Source organism: Faecalicatena faecalis, assembly GCF_012524165.2.
In the GTDB taxonomy this organism is placed as follows: Bacteria; Bacillota; Clostridia; order Lachnospirales; family Lachnospiraceae; genus Faecalicatena_A; species Faecalicatena_A faecalis.
The window spans coordinates 1-18,030 of record NZ_JABACJ020000005.1 but is presented as its reverse complement, the minus strand read 5'-3'; the positions used below and the strand labels follow the sequence as shown (position 1 = coordinate 18,030).

General features: G+C 46.5%; 14 protein-coding genes. 2 read left to right on the top strand and 12 right to left on the bottom strand.

The window, feature by feature from the left end:
* Window positions 1-229 precede the first annotated feature (229 nt).
* Window positions 230-4,477 (top strand): 2-hydroxyacyl-CoA dehydratase, encoded by a 4,248-nt coding sequence (locus HGO97_RS07080; RefSeq protein WP_216240619.1) that lies wholly within the window; start codon window positions 230-232, stop codon window positions 4,475-4,477.
* A 121-nt stretch (window positions 4,478-4,598) separates the two neighbouring features.
* Here the strand turns inward: HGO97_RS07080 and HGO97_RS07075 are convergent, their stop codons facing one another.
* The 12 genes from HGO97_RS07075 to HGO97_RS07020 all read right to left on the bottom strand — a co-directional run bounded on the left by HGO97_RS07075 (window position 4,599) and on the right by HGO97_RS07020 (window position 16,015).
* Entirely contained in the window at window positions 4,599-5,261 is a 663-nt protein-coding gene (locus HGO97_RS07075) for an HAD family hydrolase (RefSeq protein ID WP_216240618.1), read from the bottom strand.
* A 1-nt stretch (window position 5,262) separates the two neighbouring features.
* Entirely contained in the window at window positions 5,263-5,766 is a 504-nt protein-coding gene (gene greA / locus HGO97_RS07070; RefSeq protein WP_216240800.1) for a transcription elongation factor GreA, read from the bottom strand.
* Between the two features lie 171 nt (window positions 5,767-5,937).
* Entirely contained in the window at window positions 5,938-7,476 is a 1,539-nt protein-coding gene (gene gpmI, locus HGO97_RS07065) for a 2,3-bisphosphoglycerate-independent phosphoglycerate mutase (RefSeq protein WP_216240617.1), read from the bottom strand.
* 142 nt (window positions 7,477-7,618) lie between these two features.
* The gene (locus tag HGO97_RS07060; protein ID WP_216240616.1) at window positions 7,619-8,440 is read right to left on the bottom strand and encodes an alpha/beta hydrolase; all 822 of its coding nucleotides are present in this window, start codon (window positions 8,438-8,440) and stop codon (window positions 7,619-7,621) included.
* Between the two features lie 119 nt (window positions 8,441-8,559).
* A complete protein-coding gene (tpiA, locus tag HGO97_RS07055) occupies window positions 8,560-9,309 on the bottom strand; it encodes a triose-phosphate isomerase (protein WP_216240615.1) in 750 nt (249 codons plus the stop codon).
* A gap of 154 nt (window positions 9,310-9,463) precedes the next feature.
* Window positions 9,464-10,657, bottom strand: coding sequence for a phosphoglycerate kinase (locus HGO97_RS07050; RefSeq protein ID WP_216240614.1), 1,194 nt, complete (start codon window positions 10,655-10,657; stop codon window positions 9,464-9,466).
* 155 nt (window positions 10,658-10,812) lie between these two features.
* On the bottom strand, window positions 10,813-11,826 hold the full coding sequence (gap, locus tag HGO97_RS07045) for a type I glyceraldehyde-3-phosphate dehydrogenase (RefSeq protein WP_216240613.1): 1,014 nt from the start codon (window positions 11,824-11,826) through the stop codon (window positions 10,813-10,815).
* Between the two features lie 150 nt (window positions 11,827-11,976).
* Window positions 11,977-12,795, bottom strand: a complete 819-nt coding sequence (locus HGO97_RS07040) for a histidinol-phosphatase HisJ family protein (protein ID WP_216240612.1) — start codon at window positions 12,793-12,795, stop codon at window positions 11,977-11,979.
* The gene (mnmA, locus tag HGO97_RS07035) at window positions 12,792-13,862 is read right to left on the bottom strand and encodes a tRNA 2-thiouridine(34) synthase MnmA (RefSeq protein ID WP_216240611.1); all 1,071 of its coding nucleotides are present in this window, start codon (window positions 13,860-13,862) and stop codon (window positions 12,792-12,794) included. Before mnmA ends, HGO97_RS07040 begins: the two co-directional genes overlap by 4 nt.
* On the bottom strand, window positions 13,862-14,305 hold the full coding sequence (gene nifU / locus HGO97_RS07030; protein ID WP_216240610.1) for a Fe-S cluster assembly scaffold protein NifU: 444 nt from the start codon (window positions 14,303-14,305) through the stop codon (window positions 13,862-13,864). The genes mnmA and nifU overlap by 1 nt, the downstream gene beginning before the upstream one ends.
* A 15-nt stretch (window positions 14,306-14,320) precedes the next feature.
* Window positions 14,321-15,505: a cysteine desulfurase NifS gene (gene nifS / locus HGO97_RS07025; RefSeq protein WP_216240609.1), complete on the bottom strand. Its 1,185-nt coding sequence runs from the start codon at window positions 15,503-15,505 to the stop codon at window positions 14,321-14,323.
* A gap of 51 nt (window positions 15,506-15,556) precedes the next feature.
* Window positions 15,557-16,015: an RrF2 family transcriptional regulator gene (locus HGO97_RS07020; RefSeq protein ID WP_216240608.1), complete on the bottom strand. Its 459-nt coding sequence runs from the start codon at window positions 16,013-16,015 to the stop codon at window positions 15,557-15,559.
* A 218-nt stretch (window positions 16,016-16,233) separates the two neighbouring features.
* Here HGO97_RS07020 and HGO97_RS07015 point away from each other — a divergent pair, with 218 nt between their 5' ends.
* Window positions 16,234-17,556 (top strand): polysaccharide biosynthesis protein, encoded by a 1,323-nt coding sequence (locus tag HGO97_RS07015; RefSeq protein WP_216240607.1) that lies wholly within the window; start codon window positions 16,234-16,236, stop codon window positions 17,554-17,556.
* Window positions 17,557-18,030: the final 474 nt, after the last annotated feature.

The following is an 18,030-nucleotide window of genomic DNA, read 5'->3' as shown; positions in this document are numbered from 1 at the left end:
CTTTGTTTGTCAAATATATGTTATCTTTTCCTGTGACGATTTTGTTAAATTTTATAAAGTTTAAAGAAATATTCTTTTATACTGCACAATAATGCCGATTGTGTTTTTTTTGTGTATGTCGTATAATGTAGATTGTTGTAAAAACAAGAAACACATTTAATAAGAAGTAACAGACATAAAATAGTAAGAGTCTGCCCAAAGGCATACTCTGGAGGATGAGGAAAATATTATGAGCTTAAACGAATTACATACCTTAGGAATAGACATTGGCTCTACCACTGTCAAAATTGCAATTCTAAATGGTGATAACGAAGTACTTTTTTCCGACTATGAACGGCATTTTGCCAATATACAGGAAACATTGTCCGACCTGCTCTCAAGAGCAGTCTATAAGCTGGGACCGATCCATGTCTCACCGGTCATCACCGGATCCGGCGGTCTGACCCTGGCAAAACACTTAGGTGTCCCGTTCGTACAGGAGGTCATTGCCGTATCCACGGCATTGCAGGATTATGCCCCCCAGACGGATGTGGCGATCGAGCTTGGCGGCGAGGACGCCAAGATTATTTATTTTGAAGGCGGTAATGTAGAGCAGCGTATGAATGGAGTCTGTGCCGGAGGTACAGGTTCATTTATCGACCAGATGGCTTCTCTTTTACAGACAGATGCATCCGGCCTGAATGACTATGCGAAGAACTATAAGGCTCTTTATTCTATTGCTGCACGCTGTGGTGTGTTTGCAAAGTCAGACATCCAGCCTTTGATCAACGAGGGAGCTTCCAAGGAGGATTTGTCAGCCTCTATCTTTCAGGCGGTCGTCAATCAGACCATCAGTGGACTCGCATGTGGGAAACCAATCCGCGGGCATGTGGCATTTTTAGGAGGTCCGCTGCATTTCCTCTCTGAACTTAGAGCTGCCTTTGTGCGCACCTTAAAACTGGATGATGAACACACGATCGCCCCACATCATTCCCACCTGTTTGCTGCGATCGGTTCCGCTCTGAATTCCAAAAAGGACGTGAATGTAGCCCTGATCGAGCTTCAGGATCGTCTTGCAGGAAAGATCAAGATGGAATTTGAAGTTGACCGTATGGAACCGCTGTTTGCCACCACGGGAGAATATGACGAATTTATTGAGCGCCACGCAAAGCATCAGGTCCCGGTCAAAGACCTGTCCACCTATCACGGAAAGGCATTCCTCGGAATCGATGCGGGCTCTACCACGACAAAAGCAGCTCTGGTCGGAGAAGATGGTACCCTTTTGTATTCTTTTTATAACAACAATGAAGGGGACCCTCTCGGAACGACGATCCGTGCTATCAAGGATATTTACAGCCAGCTTCCTGAAGATGTGGAAATTGTCCACTCTTGTTCCACAGGATATGGGGAGGCGCTAATCAAGGCTGCCCTCCTTTTAGATGAAGGGGAAGTCGAAACGGTTTCCCATTACTATGCCGCCTCTTTCTTTGAACCGGATGTAGACTGCATCCTGGACATCGGAGGCCAGGATATGAAGTGTATCAAGATCAAGAACCAGACTGTTGACAGCGTACAGTTGAATGAGGCATGCTCCTCCGGCTGTGGTTCTTTTATCGAGACCTTCGCCAAATCCCTGAATTACTCTGTAGAGGATTTTGCACAGGAAGCTTTGTATGCAAAGAACCCTATCGATTTGGGAACGCGCTGTACTGTATTTATGAATTCCAAGGTAAAGCAAGCGCAGAAGGAAGGCGCCGAGGTCGCCGATATTTCCGCAGGACTCGCATATTCTGTCATCAAGAATGCATTGTTCAAGGTCATCAAGGTGTCCGACGCGACAGAACTGGGAAATCATATCGTTGTACAGGGAGGTACCTTCTACAACAATGCCGTGCTGCGCAGTTTTGAAAAAATCGCAGGCTGCGAGGCCATCCGCCCGGATATCGCCGGAATCATGGGGGCCTTCGGTGCTGCCCTGATTGCGAGGGAGCGCTATGTAGAATGTGAAGGCACGACGATGCTTCCGATCGACGAAATCGAGGCATTGGAATACAGAACTACCATGACCAAGTGCAAAGGCTGTACCAACAACTGCCGCCTGACCATCAATCACTTCAGCGGTGGACGTAAGTTTATCACAGGAAACCGCTGTGAACGTGGATTAGGGAAGGAAAAGGCCGTCAATAAGCTGCCGAACCTTTTCGAGTATAAAATGCAGCGTTACTTCGGCTATACGCCGCTTGATCAGGACGCTGCCAAGCGTGGCACAATCGGAATTCCCCGGGTACTGAACATGTATGAGAACTATCCGTTCTGGTTTACATTTTTTACGAACCTCGGCTTTCGTGTTGTATTGTCTCCGGCTTCCACCAGGAAGATTTATGAGCTGGGAATCGATTCCATCCCGAGTGAGTCCGAATGTTATCCGGCCAAACTGGCCCATGGACATGTGCAGTGGCTGATCGACCAGGGCGTTTCCCACATCTTCTACCCTTCCGTCCCATATGAGCGGAATGAGTTCGAGGATGCCAACAACCACTACAACTGCCCGATCGTTACATCCTACCCGGAAAATATTAAAAATAACATGGACCCGATCGTACATGGGGACGTAGATTTCATCCATCCTTTCCTCTCATTTAAGAATGAGGAAACACTCTCCAGCCGTCTGACTGAAGAACTGGCTGAGAAATTCTCGATCTCCGCAGATGAGATTCACAAAGCAGTGCATGAAGCCTGGGTGGAACTCGCCTCCTGCCGGGAGGATATGCGCCGGAAAGGGGAAGAAACGATTCAATATTTAGATGAGACCGGAAACCGAGGAATCGTGCTAGCCGGACGTCCATACCACATCGACCCGGAAGTCAATCACGGTCTGCCGGAACTGGTCAACTCTTATAATATTGCCGTGCTGACGGAAGATTCTGTCTCTCATCTGCAGGCTGTAGAGCGGCCGCTCAACGTCATGGATCAATGGATGTATCATTCCAGACTCTATGCGGCGGCGAATTATGTAAAGACAAAAGAAAATCTGGATCTGATTCAGCTCAACTCCTTCGGCTGTGGGCTGGATGCGGTGACAACAGACCAGGTCGCTGAGATTCTGAACCGCTCAGATAAGATTTATACCTCCTTGAAGATTGATGAGGTCAACAACTTAGGGGCGGCCCGAATCCGTGTGCGCTCTCTGCTGGCAGCGATCCGCGTCAGGGAACAGAGGGAATCCACCCGGGAGATTCAGCCCTCCTCCATCGAAAAAGTACCATTTACGAAGGAGATGCGTAAGACTTATACCATCCTCTGCCCACAGATGTCCCCGATGCACTTCGAGCTTTTAGAGCCTGCATTCCAGGCCTCAGGCTATAAGGTAGAGGTACTTCCCAACGACAACAAACAGGCCGTAGATGTGGGATTAAAATATGTCAATAACGATGCCTGCTACCCATCCCTGATGGTCGTAGGACAGATCATGGACGCCATTTTATCTAGAAAATATGATACCGACAGGCTGGCCGTCATCATCAGCCAGACCGGAGGCGGATGCCGTGCATCCAACTATATCGGATTCATCCGGCGTGCACTGAAAAAAGCCGGATACTCCCATATCCCGGTCATCTCCATCAACTTAAGCGGCTTGGAAGGAAATCCAGGATTTAAGATCACGCCGGCATTAGCACTGCGTGGGGTCTATGCAGCCGCGATCGGAGATATTTTCATGAAATGTGTCTACCGGATGCGCCCTTATGAAAAGGTAGCAGGCACCACAGATGCCATTCATAGGAAATGGGCCGAGGTCTGCAAGGAATTTGTATCCAGTGGATATCCTTCCAGACGAAGATTCAAAAAACTGTGCAGGGATATCATCCATGATTTCGATACCATCGAGACCGTCGATATCAAGAAACCGCGTGTCGGAGTGGTCGGAGAAATCCTTGTAAAATTCCTTCCGGCGGCAAACAACCATCTTGTAGATCTGCTGGAAAGCGAAGGGGCTGAGGCCGTTGTACCAGACCTGCTGGACTTTTTACTTTACTGCTTCTATAATCAGAATTTCAAAGTCTCTCACCTGGGATTCAAAAAGTCCAAGGCGACCATGGGAAATCTGGGAATTAAGGCTTTGGAATGGTTCCGTTCACCGGCGACCAAGGAATTTGAAAAGAGCAGGCATTTTGATCCACCGGCACATATTGAGGACCTGGCAAGGATGGCTTCCGAGATCGTATCGATTGGAAATCAGACCGGAGAAGGCTGGTTCCTGACCGGAGAAATGCTGGAACTGATTCATAGCGGAGCCGGTAATATTGTTTGTACGCAGCCGTTCGCCTGCCTGCCGAACCATGTGGTCGGCAAAGGGGTCATCAAAGAGCTGCGGCGCCGATACCCACAGTCAAACGTAGTGGCAATCGACTTTGACCCGGGAGCAAGCGAAGTCAATCAGTTGAATCGAATTAAGCTCATGCTGTCCACCGCGAACAAGAACCTGGAAGCAGAAGGATAACAATAGAGCCAGATTTTACGAAAGATTGAGAGATTCACAGCGTCTGCAAAAGCAGACGCTGATTCTTTTTCATAGGAATTTGATTGTTGATCAAATCCTCTTCGTAAAATCTGGCTCTATTTTATTTCTTATTTATGTCTTTGATGATATCCAGGATATCCGCCGGATTCAGAGCAATATAATCAGCTCCGGCCTCTTTAAGCTCTTCTTTGGTACCATACCCATACAGAACGCCTACACAGCGGACTTTAGCCTCCTTTGCCCCGATGATGTCATGTTCCCGGTCTCCGATCATGAGAACGGTATTTCTCTCTTTCACCTGGCAGGCTTCGAGAACATACTCGATGACTTCAGACTTTTTGGTGCGCGCCCCATCCATCAGGCTGCCTCCTATAAAATCAAAATAGGGGGTCAGATTGAAATGGTCAGCGATCTGCTTCGCAAATGTTTCAGGCTTTGAGGTCGCCATCGCTACCTTAAGGCCTGCTTTTTTCATTTCAGCCAGCACCTCGGGGATTCCCTCATACACCTCGTTTTCAAAGAGCCCTGTGACACTGTAGTATTCCCGATATCGGTCCACAGCTCTTTTGCTCTCCTCCTCTGTAAAATTACAGAATTCCTGGAACTGCTTGTGCAGCGGAGGGCCTATAAAGCATCTCAGCTTAGATAAGTCATCTACCTCCATGCCATATTGCCTTAAGGCATATTGTACACTGTTCATGATTCCCGGACCGGAATCAGTCAGAGTCCCATCCAGGTCAAATAAAACTGTTCTTATTTCCATGTTAAAAACTCCTGATCTTGTCTTCTTCGTCATTTTGTGTGTTCACGATTTTTTGGATGACCACATAATATCCGAAATCATCATTTACCTTTACAAACACCTTATCATTCACCTTATGGCCCAATATGGCCTTTCCGATGGGGGATTCTATGCTGATCAGGCCATTGATGGAGCTTCCACGCACGGATGTGACCAACCTGTATGTCTCCACCTCATCATCCTCCTCAAAATACAGCTCCACGGTGTTATTAATCCCCACCTCGTCTTCTTTGGAGGAGTCATCAACGATTACCGCGGTCTTTAGCATCCTCTCCAGATAGCGGATTCGGCTCTCGTTGCGATTTTTCTCTTTCTTGGCAGCATGGTACTCGAAGTTCTCACTTAAATCTCCATGTGCACGTGCCTCTTTCACCGCCTCGATCAGTTCTTTGCGCACGACGACTTTTCGGTGTTCAATCTCTTCTTTAATTTTTTCCACATCACTTTTCGTTAACTTATCATACATAACTGCATCCATTCCTTATTTTGATATTACGTTCCAAGACGCAATGTTCGCCGTCATAATGAACGAATGATTGCGAAAAACCCGAGGAAGCTTCCGGCATCCATGCCTTTTGCTTCCCCGGGGCCTTCTCAGTGAATCCTAGCACATATGGCGTCAAGTGGATTTACTGACTTATTTTACAAGCAGTGACTTTCCAGTCATTTCCTTCGGCTGCTCCATTCCCATCAGTTCAATCAGAGTCGGTGCAATATCTGCCAGACATCCGCCTTCTCTGAGCTTGTAAGACGGATCTGCATTGACAAGTAAAAACGGAACCGGATTGGTCGTATGCGCTGTGAATGGCTCTCCTGTCTCGGAATCGATCAACTGCTCTGCATTTCCATGGTCTGCACAGATGAACATCTGTCCGTCCACCTCTTTGATTGCTTCGACTGCTCTTCCAACACACTCATCGACTGCCTCGATCGCTTTCACTGCGGCTGCCTCAACTCCAGTGTGTCCGACCATGTCAGGGTTCGCAAAGTTGATGATAATTACATCATACTTATCAGACTTGATTGCCTCGACCAGCTTATCGCACACTTCGTATGCACTCATCTCCGGCTGCAGGTCATAGGTCGCTACCTTCGGAGATTTGACCAGGATTCTGTCTTCCCCTTTATTTGGCTCTTCCACACCGCCATTGAAGAAGAATGTCACATGGGCATACTTCTCTGTCTCAGCGATACGTGCCTGTGTCATGTTGTTGGCTGCCAGGAATTCACCGAATGTATTCGTGATCTCATCTTTTACAAATGCGACCAGCTTATTTCCAATCGTCACATCATAATCTGTGAAGCAGACGAAAGTCGTCTTCACACGATCTCCTCTGTCGAATCCATCGAACGTATCATCACAGAAAGTTCTTGTGATCTCTCTTGCCCTGTCAGGACGGAAGTTGAAGAAAATAATGGAATCGTTGTTTTTGATGGTAGCTACCGGAGCACCATCCTTCACAACTACGGTAGGAAGTACGAATTCATCTGTCGTATCTGCATCGTAGGAAGCCTGGATTCCTGCCGGGCCGGACGGTGCTGTCTCACCGATTCCCTTCACCAGCGCATTATATGCCTTTTCTACACGATCCCAGCGGTTATCTCTGTCCATTGCATAGTAGCGTCCCATCACACTGGCAACCTGTCCTACGCCAAGCTCAGCCATCTTCGCTTCCAGTTGTTCAACATATTCCTTTCCTGATGCCGGAGGTGTATCACGTCCATCTAAGAAGCAATGCACATAGACATTCTCGATTCCCTGTCTCTTTGCCAGCTCAAGCAGACCGAAAATATGCTCGATGTGGCTGTGTACACCGCCGTCTGATACCAGACCGAACATATGCAGTGCAGAATGGTTCTTCTTCACATTCTCACATGCTGCCAAAAGGGCTGGATTCTCAAAGAAATCTCCATCCTGAATTGCCTTTGTAATCTTTGTCAGATCCTGGTATACGATGCGTCCTGCACCCATATTCAGATGTCCGACCTCTGAATTTCCCATCTGTCCGTCAGGAAGCCCTACTGCCATTCCACTGGCATTTCCTTTCACAAATGGGCATTCTGCCATCAATTTATCCATAACCGGTGTGTTGCCTTCGTAAACGGCATTCCCTGTAGTACTATCATTCAATCCATACCCATCTAAAATCATTAATACGGTTGGTTTCTTACTCATTTCTTTTCTCCTTTACATTAAAAACTTGATTGAACAGTCCCGCGTCTAAGACCGACGCCGGCCGCTGCCCGCAGAGATATCTGTTCCGGTACTTATTGTACCCGTTTTTTCTTCTTTTTGCAAACCCCTTTTCGCATCTCTTTTAATGGGTCTTCTGTTTTAACCATACCTCCAGAAGCTTCATCCAGGATTGAATTGGTTCACAGATGGAACTTCCATCTGGGTTAGAGGTCGTCTCATCCGCCAGGGAAAAGCCGTGCCCGCCTGTCGGATAGATATGAAGCTCTGTAGATACCCCTGCCTTTTTCAGTGCTTCTGCGAGAAGAAGTGAATTCTCTACTGGAACTGTCGGGTCTGTAAAAGTATGCCAGATAAAGCATGGAGGCATATCCGATGTAACCAGTCTTTCGATGGACAATTCCTTTTTCTTCTCTTTATAATCACTGCCCAGAAGGCATTGAAAGCTGCTCTTATGCATATATTTCTTTTTAGAAGTAATCACAGGGTAACTCAAGATCAGTCCGGCCGGCTTCAAGATATCAGGTGTCGTACCTGCAGCCTCGTATAAAAACGGCTGATTCCAAAATACACCGAAGCTGGCTGCCAGATGTCCTCCTGCCGATGAACCCTGGATGAAGATCTGGTTCCAGTCTACATGCCATTTCTCATGGTTCTCGTGAACAAGCTTCATGACCTCGGCAAGTTCCAGAAGTGCCGTTGGAAATCTTGCGGGTGCCACGGAATAGCGCAGAATCCCCACATGATAGCCCATGGATAACAGACGCATAGCAATCGGCTCTGCTTCCCTGTCACTGGTCATCTCATATCCACCGCCCGGGCACAGGATGATCATCGGGCGGATTCGATCCGGCTGATATTGTTTGGAGCTGTCCAGAATATACGCATGAAATCTGGCATACGGGGCGGACTGCTCTGTTTTTATAGAAATCACTTCGTACTGCATAGGTTCTCCTCCTTTTCAAGAAAAAATCGTGGTGAGCGCTTTCCTCTTACTCCCCACGATTCCTTCTGTTCCAATCCTGCATGGCATTGATGCCTTCTCGGATTCTTCATTCATATGATTTATTTGTAGTTTACAATCTTTCCGAAATCTGCTTTCAGAGATGCTCCCCCTACAAGTCCTCCATCGATATCTGCCTGTGCAAATAACTCTGGTGCTGTAGCTGCATTAACTGATCCGCCGTACTGAATACGGATTGCTTCTGCTGTTGCTTCATCATAGACCTCAGCGATGCATGCACGGATTCCTGCACACACTTCCTGTGCCTGCTCTGTTGTAGCTGTCTTTCCTGTTCCGATTGCCCAGATCGGCTCGTAAGCGATGACTGCATTCTTAGCCTGGTCTGCTGTTACATTCTGGAATCCCACCTTCACCTGCTGGCGGATAAAGTCCATTGTAACACCTTGCTCTCTCTGCTCTAATGTCTCTCCACAGCACATGATCGGTGTAATACCATGCTCAAATGCTTTCAGGACTTTTTTATTAACGTCTTCGTTTGTCTCACCGAAGTACTCTCTTCTCTCAGAATGTCCTAAAACAACGTATTTTACGCCTGCATCAACAAGCATAGCCGGAGAGATCTCACCTGTGTAAGCTCCACTCTCCTCAAAATACATGTTCTCAGCACCAACCTGGATGTTGGTTCCCTTTGCAGCTTCCACTACAGGAACGATGTCGATTGCCGGTACACAGAATACAACATCGACTTCTTCGTTTGCTACTAATGGTTTTAACTCCTCAACTAATGCAACTGCCTCGCTTGGAGTCTTGTTCATTTTCCAGTTACCTGCGATAATTTTCTTTCTTGCCATGATTATGGTCTCCTTTAATATGTTTAGTTAAAATCAGTCTCGATAATACCTCGCTAAGCTTCTTCGTGTTGTTCGCCTTACTAGGCTCGATAGCACCTCGACAAGTGCGGCGAACTAAGTAAACGCTAAGCTCGTTAATACCTCGCTAAGCTTTTTACTTATCGTTAGCTGCAGCTACGCCTGGGAGTTCTTTTCCTTCTAAGAATTCGAGGGAAGCTCCACCGCCTGTGGATATATGTGTCATCTTATCGCCGTATCCTAACTGATTGACTGCTGCTGCGGAGTCTCCTCCACCAATGATCGTCACTGCGTCTGTATCTGCAAGAGCTTTTGCGACTGCTTCTGTTCCAGCTGCAAAGTTCGGCATCTCGAAGCATCCCATTGGTCCGTTCCATACTACTGTCTTTGCTGTCTTCACTGCATCTGCAAAGATCTTTGCTGTCTCAGGTCCGATATCCAATCCTTCCCAGCCATCCGGAATCTCACCACGTGCTACGACCTTTGTGTGAGCGTCATTAGAGAAATCATCTGCGATCACATTGTCTACAGGAAGAAGCAGCTTCACGCCTTTGTCTTCTGCCTTTTTGACCATATCGAGTGCATACTGGCAGTAATCTTCTTCCAGAAGAGAATTACCAACACTTCCGCCCTGAGCTTTGCTGAATGTATAGGACATTCCACCACCGATGATCAGAGTGTCTACCTTGTCGAGCAGGTTCTCGATTACAGAAATCTTGCTGGAAACCTTTGCTCCACCTAAAATCGCAACAAATGGTCTCTCTGGATTCTCTACTGCATTCCCAAGGAAATCAATCTCTTTCTGCATTAAGTATCCAACAACAGCAGTATCAACGAACTGTGTCACGCCAACATTAGAGCAGTGTGCTCTGTGTGCTGTTCCAAATGCATCATTCACAAAAATATCACACAGGGAAGCCAGGTCTTTACTGAATGCTTCACCGTTCTTTGTCTCTTCTGCTCTGTAACGAGTGTTCTCCAGGAGGATGATATCACCATCATTCATTGCCTCTACTGCTGCTTTCGCATTCGGTCCTACTACCTCTGCGTCAGCTGCGAACTTCACTTCCTGTCCAAGCAGTTCTGTTAATCTTGCTGCTACAGGTGCCAGTGATAATTCTGGAACAGGCTGTCCCTTCGGCTTTCCAAGGTGTGAACAGAGAATGATCTTGCCTCCGTCTGCAACCAGTTTCTTAATGGTCGGAAGTGCAGCTACAAGACGGTTCTCGTCTGTGATCTTGCCATCAATCAACGGAACGTTGAAGTCGCATCTTACAAGCACTTTTTTACCCTTTACATTGATATCGTCTACTGACTTTTTGTTAAGCATATAATTGCCTCCCTTAGATTATTTAACAGCTATGCTGTCATGAACCCGCAGGATCAAAATCACAGTTGGTCCTTTGGGAATTTTACTGAAAAAGAAAAGGCCCGGCCCTATATTAAGACCGGACCCTTTTTTGAGTCTATTTCCGAAACTACGGCTTACAGTAATGTTCCGAAGTGTTTGATTGTTCTTACCATCTGGCTTGTGTAAGAATTCTCATTGTCATACCATGAAACAACCTGTACTTCTGTTGTTCCGTTCTCAAGCGGAAGTACCATTGTCTGTGTAGCATCGAATAAGGAACCATATCTCATTCCTACGATATCGCTGGATACAATCTCATCTGTGTTGTATCCGAAGGATTCGTTGGAAGCTGCTTTCATTGCTTCGTTGATCTGATCAACTGTTACTGTTCCTTCAACAACTGCTGTTAAGATTGTTGTTGATCCTGTTGGGGTAGGAACTCTCTGAGCAGATCCGATCAGTTTTCCGTTCAGTTCTGGGATAACCAGACCGATAGCTTTTGCTGCACCTGTGCTGTTAGGAACGATATTAACAGCTGCTGCACGAGATCTTCTTAAATCACCTTTTCTCTGTGGTCCGTCAAGTGTCATCTGATCGCCTGTGTAAGCGTGGATTGTGCACATGATACCAGATTTGATCGGTGCAAGATCATTCAGTGCTTTAGCCATTGGTGCTAAGCAGTTTGTTGTACAGGAAGCTGCAGAGATGATGTTGTCATCTTTTGTAAGCTGCTCGTGGTTTACATTGTAAACGATTGTAGGAAGGTCGTTTCCTGCTGGTGCAGAAATAACAACTTTCTTAGCGCCTGCTTTGATATGTGCTTCTGCTTTTGCTTTGGATGTATAGAAGCCTGTACACTCCAGAACAACGTCTACACCGATTTCTCCCCAAGGAAGCTCTTCAGCGTTAGCTTTTGCGTAGATCTTGATTTCTTTTCCATCAACGATGATAGAATCTTCGCCAGCTTCTACTTTATCACATAATGCGTATCTTCCCTGTGTTGAGTCATATTTTAATAAGTGAGCAAGCATCTTAGGTGATGTTAAGTCGTTGATTGCAACAATCTCATATCCCTCTGCTCCGAACATCTGTCTGAATGCAAGACGTCCAATACGTCCAAATCCATTAATCGCTACTTTTACTGCCATGATTAATTCCTCCTAAAGTTTTAAAAGTGTCAACTGTTACACAGTCATTAAATAGTGGAATCCTAAGCAAACAGCTTGTTTGTTAAAGATTCATCAACTGTAGTTTATTGTACTAAATCAAGAACAAAAATTCAAGTACTAAATGCATTTTTATGGAAGTTGTTGAAAAATCGGCTTTCTTTGTGAAAATTCTGTGTAGTATTTAAAACCACACGCTTTCAGGATGTCTGAAGCCTTCTCAAAATCATAGGCAATGTGCTCCGGCTTATGTCCGTCCGCACCGATCGTAATGATTTCTCCGCCTAATTCCCGATATCTTTTCAGCACATCTGGATGTGGGTGGCAAAAGCCCAGACCATATTTGAATCCGGCCATGTTCATCTCGATCCCTTTTCCCTTAGAAATCACCTTTTTCAGGATCTCATCCAACTCCTTTTTGTACTTTTGATAGGAATACTCCTGGGTCTTATTTTTCCCATAGCGTACCACATAATCAATATGTCCCAGGACATCAAAATCATCCACCGCATCCAGGTCTTCCAGTGTAGCCTGGAAGGTCTCCCGATATGCCTCTTCATCACTTCTTCCCTGGAACATCTCCTGATAGTATGGATCATTTCCATGCACCACATGTACAGAACCGATCACAAAATCAAATGGATATTTATTCACCAATTCTTTATAATATTCACCCAGGTGAGGCTGCAATCCTATCTCAATTCCGATACGGACATCGATCCTGTCCTCATATTCCTTTCGAAGTGCTCCCAGTACTTTAAAATACTCATCGAGATCGAATGTAAATGCTTTCGGTCCGATATCCTCATGAAACGGATAATCCTTATCATTATGATCCGTGATACAGATCGTCCTTAAGCCTTTCTCAATAGCCCCTTCAATCATGCTTCTGACTGGTGTGTCACAGTCAGAAGAAAAGTCTGTATGCATATGGAAATCACTTGTTATCAAAGTATTGTTCCTCCTCCAAGCACATATTCCCCATCGTAGAACACGACTGCCTGTCCGGGCGTCACCGCACGCTGGGGTTCTTCAAATGTACACATCACTTCGTCCACGCCTGTCTTCTCTATCGTACACCACGCACCCTTATGATTATAGCGTATTTTTGTAAAAACACGGTAAGGATGTGTTAAATCTTCCACCGACATGAAATTCAAGTGGTTGGCCCTTAGTATGGTGGTCATGGATTCTTCCTTCGTTCCGATAACGACCTCATTCGTCTCCGGGCGAATCTCCAGTACAAATGCGGGATATCCCAGAGCAAGTCCTAGACCTTTTCGCTGTCCAACTGTATAGTGTGTGATTCCTTTGTGTTTCCCGAGGATTGTCCCATCACTGGTCACAAAGTCCCCCTCCGGGATTTTTACGCCAGCATTCTCTTCTATATAAGAAGCGTAATCTCCGTCGGGCACAAAGCAAATATCCTGACTGTCCGGTTTATTTGCTACCTGCAGACCAATCTTATCCGCGATCTTACGGACTTCCTCTTTGGAGTATTCTCCTACTGGCATCAAGGTCCTCTTTAACTGATCCTGGGTCAGATTGTAAAGTGCATACGTCTGATCTTTCTCAAGGGTCGCCGAACGGCGCAGGGTATAGCGTCCATTCTCCAGCTTCACGATTCGGGCATAATGTCCGGTAGCGATATAATCCGCTCCGATTGCCATGCTTCGTGTAAGCAGAGATTCCCACTTCACATATCGATTGCAGGCGATGCATGGATTCGGCGTCCTGCCTTCCAAATACTCTCCTATGAAATAGTCGATCACATGTTCTTTGAATTCCTGCTTGAAATTCATCACATAATAAGGGATTTCCAGGTCCGCTGCGACCCTTCTGGCATCATCCACAGCGCTCAGTCCACAGCAGCCCCCGTTTTCCTCCTGGACGGCCTGCTCCTCATCCTGCCAGATCTGCATGGTAACTCCGATCACGTCATATCCTTGTTCCTTTAAAAGGTATGCTGCCACGGAAGAGTCCACACCACCGGACATCCCGACTACTACTTTGCTCATTAATATTCCTCTTCCTCTTCTTCCTCACCCTCATGGATATCTGACTTTGGTTTCGTAAGACCTTCGATCTTGATTCCGTGCTTTTCTGCATAGTCCCAGAGTGCTGCATGGATTGCCTCCTCAGCAAGCAGTGAACAATGTACTTTTACCGGCGGAAGTCCATCCAGTGCCTCCATGACCGCTTTATTCGTGATCTGCATTGCCTCTTGGATATTCTTTCCTTTTACCAGTTCTGTCGCCATACTGCTGGTCGCTACTGCTGCGCCGCAGCCAAATGTCTTGAACTTCACATCCCGGATGATCTGGTTCTCATCGATATCAAGATAAATACGCATGATATCTCCACATTTCGCATTTCCTACGGTACCTACTCCGCTGGCATTCTCTATCTCCCCTACATTTCTCGGGTGTTCGAAATGGTCCATTACTTTTTCTGAATACATATGATTTTCCTCCTATTATCTGTTCTGTTTTTTGATAAAATCCTCATATAATGGGGACATATTTCTTAAATTCTCTACGATTTCTTTTAAGCTGCCTACTACATAGTCCAGTTCCTCTTTTGTTGTTTCCTCACTGAGCGTCATACGCAGTGACCCATGTGCGATTTCATGTGGAAGTCCAATTGCAAGAAGTACATGGGACGGATCTAAGGAGCCTGATGTACAGGCAGAACCGCTGGATGCACAAATGCCTTTCATATCCAGTTTTATCAGCAGAGATTCTCCCTCCACGAACCGGAAACTGAAATTCACATTATTAGGAAGACGTTTCTTTCTGTCTCCATTTAAACGGCAATATGGAATTTCTTTTTCAATACGGTCGATCAGATAGTCTCTGAGTTCCACTTCTTTTGTTGTCCTCTCCTTTAGGGAGGCTGCTGCACGTTCGACTGCCTTCCCAAAACCAACGATACCAGGCACATTTTCCGTTCCTGCACGGCGTTTGCGCTCCTGTGCACCGCCGTGAACGAAAGAGCGGATCTTTACGCCTTTTCTAATATAGAGGAAGCCGATTCCTTTTGGTCCGTTGAGCTTATGTGCGCTGGCACTGAGCATATCGATATGGCACTCATCCACATTGATCGGCACCTGGCAGAATGCCTGTACGGCATCGGTGTGGAATAAAATTCCACGCTCATGGGCCAGTTCCCCGATTTCTCTGATCGGCTGGATTGTTCCAATCTCATTGTTCGCGAACATAATAGAAATCAGAATCGTATCAGGGCGGATCGCCGCTTTGAGTTCATCCATCCTAACAATTCCATTCTCATCCACGTCCAGGTATGTGACATCATACCCCTGCTTCTCAAGATACTCACATGTATGCAGGATTGCATGATGTTCGATCTTAGTCGTAATAATATGTTTGCCTTTGCCGGCATAGGCCTCGGCCGTAGCTTTCAATGCCCAGTTGTCGGATTCGGAACCGCCCGCCGTAAAATAGATCTCGTTGGCAGCCGCACCTAATGTATCTGCAATGATCTCCCTCTGACGGGTAATCACATCTTTATTTCCTGATGCAAATGAATACACACTGGATGGATTTCCATAATTCTCTGTAAAATAAGGAAGCATTGCCTCCACAACTTCTGGCGCGGTCTTCGTAGTCGCCGCATTATCTAAATAAATGAGTTTATCCATTCTTTTCTTTCCTCCTATATTTGTATTTGATACCATGTCTTATCCTGGCTTTTAATTCTTACAGCCTGTCTGACCGTGCGGATCATGGCATCCCATCTTCCTGCTCTCCATAACGAGCTGGTCCAGCTTTATCTCATCCACCGTCTGGTTGATACTGTCATTGATTCGCTGCCATACATACTTGGTCACACAACTGTCTGCAGCCTTGCAGCCTTCCTCCGGGTTCAGTCCAGAACATTCTACAGGCTCTAAGCTTCCTTCTAAAGCACGCAGGACATCTCCCACTGAAATATCTTTTAATTCCTTTGCCAGGATATACCCGCCGCCGGCACCGCGGATGCTCTTGACAAGCCCCGCCTTTTTTAACATCGCCATCAACTGTTCCAGATACCGCTCCGAGATTCCCTGTCTATCGGAAATACTGGTGATAGAAACTGGTTCTGTCTCACTGTACTGTGCCAGGTCGATCAGTGCCCTTAAACCGTATCTGCCTTTTGTTGATAATTTCAAATCATCACCTTCTTAACCTCTGGTATTTTTCCTAACACCTTAAAATGAGTCTCTTTTTTGTAAAGCTTCAATTCCTAGTATTTCATTTCCTAGTGTTTTAATCCCTATTATTTTACTAGGATTTCTTTTCTTTTGTAGAATACCACTCGTTTGTGGTTCTGTCAAGCCGCTGCCGGGAATATGTTGTAAAAATATGTTTTTTAGGAGATACATAAAAAGTGTCCAGAAAACAAACCATCATCCGCGGAACTTTCATTCTGACCGCCACCGGCTTTTTATGCAGATTTATGGGGTTCTTTTACCGGATGTTCTTAAGTCATACATTCGGTGAAGAAGGCGTCGGTCTGTATCAGCTCATTTTCCCCGTCTATTCACTCTGTTTTTCACTGACGGCCGCTGGGCTGGAAACCGCGATTTCCCGGACTGTCGCACAGAAAATCTCTCTTGGCAGAAAAAAAGAAGCTCGTGAAATTCTTTTGCTTGGACTAATCCTTTCTTTCCTGCTCTCCTGTTTCTGCCTGCTTTTTCTCCAGGAAAACGCAGCATATATTTCGGAACGGTTTTTAGGGGACCCACGCTGTGAGCCGCTGCTCATCCCCCTGTCCTATGCCCTTCCTTTTGCTGCCATTCACAGCTGCATCTGCGGTTACTGTTATGGAAGAAAAGAAACGAAGATTCCTGCGGTCTCCCAGCTTGTCGAGCAGGTCACAAGAATCATAGCCGTCTATGTGTTTTATATGATTCTGATAAAAAAGGGGGAAGACGCTCCCATCACCATCGCTGTGCTCGGACTGGTCATGGGAGAGATGACCTCTGCCTTATACACCGCAAAATCTCTCACCTCACACGCCCGGAGCATCGGGAGAATGCAGATAAAATGCCGCGATTTCAGTGCCCGCTTTCGGGAATTAATTCCCCTTTCCCTGCCGCTGACCGCCAACCGGATACTGATCACGCTGCTGCAGAGCATTGAGGCGATTTCTATTCCTGCACGCCTTCAGATGCATGACCACACAACTTCCGAGGCCTTAAGTATCTATGGAGTCCTGACCGGTATGGCTCTTCCCTGCATTTTATTTCCTTCGGCCATCACCAGCTCCATCTCCATCATGCTCATGCCCACTGTCGCAGAAATCCAGACAACAGATAACCGCCATGAGATGCTGGATATCATAAAAAAAGTGGCAGGCTCCTGCTTCATTCTCGGCCTGGCATGCTGTCTTTGCTTTCTCCTGCTGGGTTCCTGGATAGGAAGCGTTCTCTTTGACAGTGCCACCGCCGGGAAATTCATTATGACACTGGCGTGGATGTGTCCCTTTTTATATACCAATTCCGCCCTTCTAAGCGTCATTAATGGACTGGGCAAGACCACGTCCACCTTCCTGATTAATTCCTTCGGACTGGTCATTCGCATTGCCAGCGTCTTCATCGCAATCCCCCTGTTCGGAATCCAGGGATATCTCTGGGGGATGCTCGTAAGCCAGCTCCTGGTAAGCCTATGTGCAGGAGGGATTTTGAAACATGAGCTTTTACGAGGGTGAAGAGGAATCGGACGCAGTATGAGAGGAGGGGGAGAGGGCGCAGGGGCGGCTTTAAGCGCCGTGTCGTTTGCTAAGAAAGGATAACAAAAAAAACAGGAGAAAATGGAGGTACGTGCCGCATTTGGCCCAAAATCTGATGATTTTGCGCCGCAGGCGTCACCAGGCTCTGATGTGAGACATCAAAGCCTGCCCTCCATTTTCTCCTGTTTTTTTGTAACCCTTTCTAAGCGCACTTTTAAGCACTTAAAACCGCCCCCTGCGCCCTCTCCCCCTCCTCTCATACTGCTGGCTGCCTCCTATCGTAATGAAAAGCTCCATTTTCCGCGGTGGAATCCCTAGCAAAGATGCAGACTTTAGTGTTAATGATTATTCCGGGCGATTAGCCCATGCGCTGAAGCGCGTTCAGCGCATGGGTATCGCCGTTTAGCAAAGGCTGGTCGCAGTTCAGCCCAGGTCATCAAGCATGTGATAGAT

Bases quoted from the DNA above. Each gene is read 5' to 3' on its own strand.
- mnmA (WP_216240611.1), bottom strand. From the start codon at position 13,862: ATGAGCAAAGTAGTAGTCGGGATGTCCGGTGGTGTGGACTCTTCCGTG.
- HGO97_RS07075 (WP_216240618.1), bottom strand. From the start codon at position 5,261: ATGGAAATAAGAACAGTTTTATTTGACCTGGATGGGACTCTGACTGAT.
- greA (WP_216240800.1), bottom strand. From the start codon at position 5,766: ATGTATGATAAGTTAACGAAAAGTGATGTGGAAAAAATTAAAGAAGAG.
- HGO97_RS07050 (WP_216240614.1), bottom strand. From the start codon at position 10,657: ATGCTTAACAAAAAGTCAGTAGACGATATCAATGTAAAGGGTAAAAAA.
- gap (WP_216240613.1), bottom strand. From the start codon at position 11,826: ATGGCAGTAAAAGTAGCGATTAATGGATTTGGACGTATTGGACGTCTT.
- HGO97_RS07080 (WP_216240619.1), top strand. From the start codon at position 230: ATGAGCTTAAACGAATTACATACCTTAGGAATAGACATTGGCTCTACC.
- gpmI (WP_216240617.1), bottom strand. From the start codon at position 7,476: ATGAGTAAGAAACCAACCGTATTAATGATTTTAGATGGGTATGGATTG.
- tpiA (WP_216240615.1), bottom strand. From the start codon at position 9,309: ATGGCAAGAAAGAAAATTATCGCAGGTAACTGGAAAATGAACAAGACT.
- nifU (WP_216240610.1), bottom strand. From the start codon at position 14,305: ATGTATTCAGAAAAAGTAATGGACCATTTCGAACACCCGAGAAATGTA.
- HGO97_RS07060 (WP_216240616.1), bottom strand. From the start codon at position 8,440: ATGCAGTACGAAGTGATTTCTATAAAAACAGAGCAGTCCGCCCCGTAT.
- nifS (WP_216240609.1), bottom strand. From the start codon at position 15,505: ATGGATAAACTCATTTATTTAGATAATGCGGCGACTACGAAGACCGCG.